The organism is uncultured Pigmentiphaga sp., assembly GCF_937950555.1.
GTDB lineage: Bacteria > Pseudomonadota > Gammaproteobacteria > Burkholderiales > Burkholderiaceae_B > Pigmentiphaga.
Map to the genome: position 1 here is coordinate 1 of NZ_CALFCW010000016.1, position 3,869 is coordinate 3,869.

3 protein-coding genes are annotated in these 3,869 nt (G+C 63.8%); 2 read left to right on the forward strand and 1 reads right to left on the reverse strand.

What is annotated here, in order from left to right:
- The first annotated feature begins 226 nt into the window (after window positions 1-226).
- Window positions 227-1,717, forward strand: coding sequence for a chlorohydrolase family protein (locus Q0319_RS02915; protein ID WP_299450770.1), 1,491 nt, complete (start codon window positions 227-229; stop codon window positions 1,715-1,717).
- Between the two features lie 56 nt (window positions 1,718-1,773).
- Window positions 1,774-2,760, forward strand: a complete 987-nt coding sequence (locus Q0319_RS02920; protein WP_299450771.1) for a tripartite tricarboxylate transporter substrate binding protein — start codon at window positions 1,774-1,776, stop codon at window positions 2,758-2,760.
- 44 nt (window positions 2,761-2,804) lie between these two features.
- On the opposite strand, the gene Q0319_RS02925 is transcribed toward Q0319_RS02920, so the two are convergent.
- A complete protein-coding gene (locus Q0319_RS02925) occupies window positions 2,805-3,812 on the reverse strand; it encodes an Ldh family oxidoreductase (RefSeq protein WP_299450773.1) in 1,008 nt (335 codons plus the stop codon).
- Window positions 3,813-3,869 lie beyond the last annotated feature (57 nt).

Sequence of the window (3,869 nt, forward strand, 5' to 3'; positions counted from 1 at the left end):
ATAACCCTAGCCAAAAAACGATTGACGCCAACCTCCGATAAACCTATGATGATTTTCATCAGCATACTGATGAAACAGCCAGCGGTTTCAAACCAAAGCACGTTCCGGCGGGGGGGGCGGACCGAAGTCCGCGATTTCGATCGTCGCGTCAACAAATAATCAGTATGCTGAGTTAATTCGGTTTTCGCGGACATTGTTGCAAGACTGCTACGGCATTGGGGATGAAATGAGGACTAGAGTTGACGGCGCATGGGTAGTGGGCTTTGCCGATGGCGGCCATCGGATGCTGCGTAACGGCTGTGTGGTGTACGAAGGCGAGCGGATCACCTATGTGGGTACGGATTATCGTGGCGGCGCCGACAGGGTCATCGATGCCACCGACAGCCTGGTGTGCCCCGGCTTCATCGACACCCATGTGCATTCCGGCCATCGTGCTTTGCACAAGCTGCTGACAGACGGGGGGCGCAAAGACCTGTTCGGGCAGCCTTACATGGATGTCACCATCGCCCGCGATGGTACGAAGATCCAGGGTTATCCCAATTACCTGACCAGCGAAGAGGCCAAGACCGATCCCGGCATTGCCTTGCATGCCGCCTTCACCGTGGCGGAACTGCTGCGTAATGGGGTGACCACTTTCGTCGAGCTCGGCGGCCATGTCATGGTGCAGCAGGCGTTATGGAAGCAGTGCGAGGCACTGGGAGTCCGGGGCTACCTTGGCCCGGGTTACGACAGCGGCCGCTGGGCGGCGGATGCCGAAGGAAAGCTTCGCCGCCAGGCCTATCCGGACGGGGGCGCGCACCTGTTCGACGCGGCGGTGGAATTCATCCGCAGGGTGCAGGAGCATGGCAACGACCTGGTGCACGGGATCCTGGTGCCGCGCGAGATCGAAAACTGCAGTGTGGATATCCTGCGCCGCACCGTCCAGGCGGCCCGCGAACTGGGCGTGCCGATGGCGACGCATGCCGGATACAACGTCATCGAGTTCTACGAGGTCATACGCGAGCACGGCAAGACGCCGATCGAGTTGCTCGACAGCGTAGGCATGCTGACTCCTGAGCTGAACATAGGCCATGCCAATCTGATCTCGGACAGCCCCCGCCTGAATTACTCCGGCGGCCAGGACCTCAAGCTGATGGGCGAGAACAAAGTTTCCATCTCCCACTGTCCCATCAACATCGTGCGCCGGGCGCGGGTACTGGATTCGTGGAAAAAGTACCGCGAGGCAGGCGTGAACCTGACCATAGGCAGCGATACGTATCCGCGCGACATGATCATGAACATGCGCACTGCGTCCTATCACGGCAAGGTCATGAGCCACGACCTGACGGCCGCGAGTGCCGCCGAGGTATTCGAGGCCGCGACCCTGGGCGGCGCGCATTCGCTGGGCCGCACGGACATCGGCAGGCTGGCGGAAGGCGCCCGCGCGGACATCATCACGGTGAAGGTCGAACGCAAGGATGTGCTGCGCTACGGCCCGATCTGGGATCCGATACGCAGCCTGGTGGAGTGCGGCGTGGGCGACGACGTGGACACCGTCATCACGAACGGCCAGGTACGTATGGAGAACGGGTGCATCCCGGGTGTGGATCTGGGAGAGTTGCGAGCGGCCGCCCAAGGATTCGGGGAGCATGTCTGGGCCAATTTGCAGGAATGGGACCCGTTGAAGCGGACGGCGCACGCCATGTGCCGTCCTTCGTTCTGTCCTGATTGCGATTAGCCCCGTGCTTGCAAGGCAGGAAGCTTAAAAACGTTTATAGGATCAAGGGGAAGTTCATGAAGAACATCTTTATGCGATGTGCATTCGGCCTGGCTGCTGCCGTCATGGCCAGTACCGCCCATGCGCAAGACGACGCGGACTCGTTTCCGACGAAACCGGTACACGTGATCGTGCCTTATGGCGCGGGTGGCGCGGCGGATCTTCTCGCGCGCACCATGGCTCTCAAGCTATCCGAAATCTGGAACGAGTCCGTGATCGTCGAGAACAAGCCCGGAGGGGTGGGGACAATCGGTATCACCTCGGTCGTCCGCTCTCCTGCGGACGGATACACCCTGGTGTCGGTGCCCGTATCCGACCTGGCGGTCAATCCGCATCTCTACCGAAAGCGTCCGTTCGACGTGTTCAAGGACCTCACGCCCGTCAGCCAGGTGGGCGCCGCGCTGAACGTGCTGGTGGTCTCGCCGAAGCTGGGCGTGAAGAACGGAAAAGAGCTGATCGCCCTGGCCAAGAGCAAGCCGCACGGCCTGACGTATTCCTCCCCCGGGGTGGGCAGCCAGGCGCATCTTGTTGCGGCCATGTTCGGCATGGCCGCGGACATCAAGCTGCAGCACATTCCATACAACGGCGTCGCGGCCGCGCTCAGCGACGTGGTCGGAGGCCAGATCGACATCATGTTCGCGCAACTGCCATCGGCTCTGTCGATGATCGAGGCGGGCAAGATTCAGGCGGTGGGCATGGCCTCGGAGGAACGCTCGTCCCTGGCCCCGGATATCCCGACGTTGAAAGAGTCGGCGGGGGTGTCCATCGGAGACGCGGTGTCATGGTCGGGTCTGATGGCTCCGGCGGGAACGCCACTGGAGGTGCGCGAAAAAATCGCGGCCGCGGTGACCCAGGCCATGCGCTCGCAGGAAATCCAGCAGAAACTGGCTGCCATGGGAATGGTCGGCCTGGGCGGGACGCCTGAGGAACTGGCCAAGGCCATGAAAAGCGATTCCGACCGGTATCGCAAAGTCATCCAGACCCTCGATATCACGCTCGACTGATCCGGCAAAACCCGGACGGCTGGGGGCAGGATCGCTGGGCGATATCAGCCCTTGTCCGCCAGCTCCCGTAGCTGGGCAAGCACCCCGTCCGGGATTTCCAAACCCTGTCGGTGCGCCTGCTCCTGTAGCCGTTGGCGGCGCTCGCCCGGCACGCGCACGCCTTCGTCGACCAGCATGGCGGAAATCAGCGTCTCGACCCGGTCGAGATAGACCTCGCGTCCCGCCAGCGCTTCCGGGTCGATGGCCAGGAAAGCCTGGCCGATGCGGGCCTGGTTGCCTTGCTCGGTAAAGAACGAGTCCGCCTCGAAGCCGAAATGCGCGCCGGTCAGGGCGCAGGCCAGCAACTCCACGATGATCGCCAGCATGGCGCCCTTGACGCCGCCCATGGGCAGCATGCTGCCCGTCAGGCCGGCCTTGGGATCGGTGGTGGGATTGCCTTCGGCGTCCAGCGCCCATCCCAGCGGAATGGGTTTGTTGTCGCGGGCGGCGGTCATCAGCTTGCCGCGCGCGACTTCCGACAGCGACAAGTCGATCACCACCGGCGCCTGGTCGCGGCGCGGGAAGGCGGCGGCGATGGGGTTGGTGCCGAACAGGGCGCGTTTGCCGCCCCATGCCGGCATCGCCGCCGGCGAATTGCCGACGGCCAGGCCGACCATGCCGGCCCGGGCGATCGATTCCAGGTGGTAGGCGGCAACGCCGAAATGGTGGCTGTTGGTGACGCCTATGAAAGCCACGCCGTGCGCGCGGGCGCGGTCGATGGCTTGTTTGATCGCCAATTCGCAGGCCGGAAAGGCCAGGCCGGCGCCGGCGTCGACCAGCGCGGCGCCGCCGCGCTCGCGCGCCACGCGCGGCTGGGCGCTGCCCACCGCGCGGCCGTTGCGCAGGTGCGTGGCATAGGACGGCACCCGCGATACACCGTGCGAGGCCAGGCCCTGTGCGTCGGCATAGACCAGCGCGTTGGCGGTCGCGCGCGCCATGTCGGGGTTGGCGCCGGCGGCGACGAGCGCGGAAGAGGCCAGCTCGTGCAGGGCGTCCAGTTCGATGTGAGCCATGAAGATTCTCTTGCTGTGTCAGTGGGCGCGCAGGGTCTCGGCAATGCGTTGTCCGAT

Bases quoted from the DNA above. Each gene is read 5' to 3' on its own strand.
- Q0319_RS02915 (WP_299450770.1), top strand. From the start codon at position 227: ATGAGGACTAGAGTTGACGGCGCATGGGTAGTGGGCTTTGCCGATGGC.
- Q0319_RS02920 (WP_299450771.1), top strand. From the start codon at position 1,774: ATGAAGAACATCTTTATGCGATGTGCATTCGGCCTGGCTGCTGCCGTC.
- Q0319_RS02925 (WP_299450773.1), bottom strand. From the start codon at position 3,812: ATGGCTCACATCGAACTGGACGCCCTGCACGAGCTGGCCTCTTCCGCG.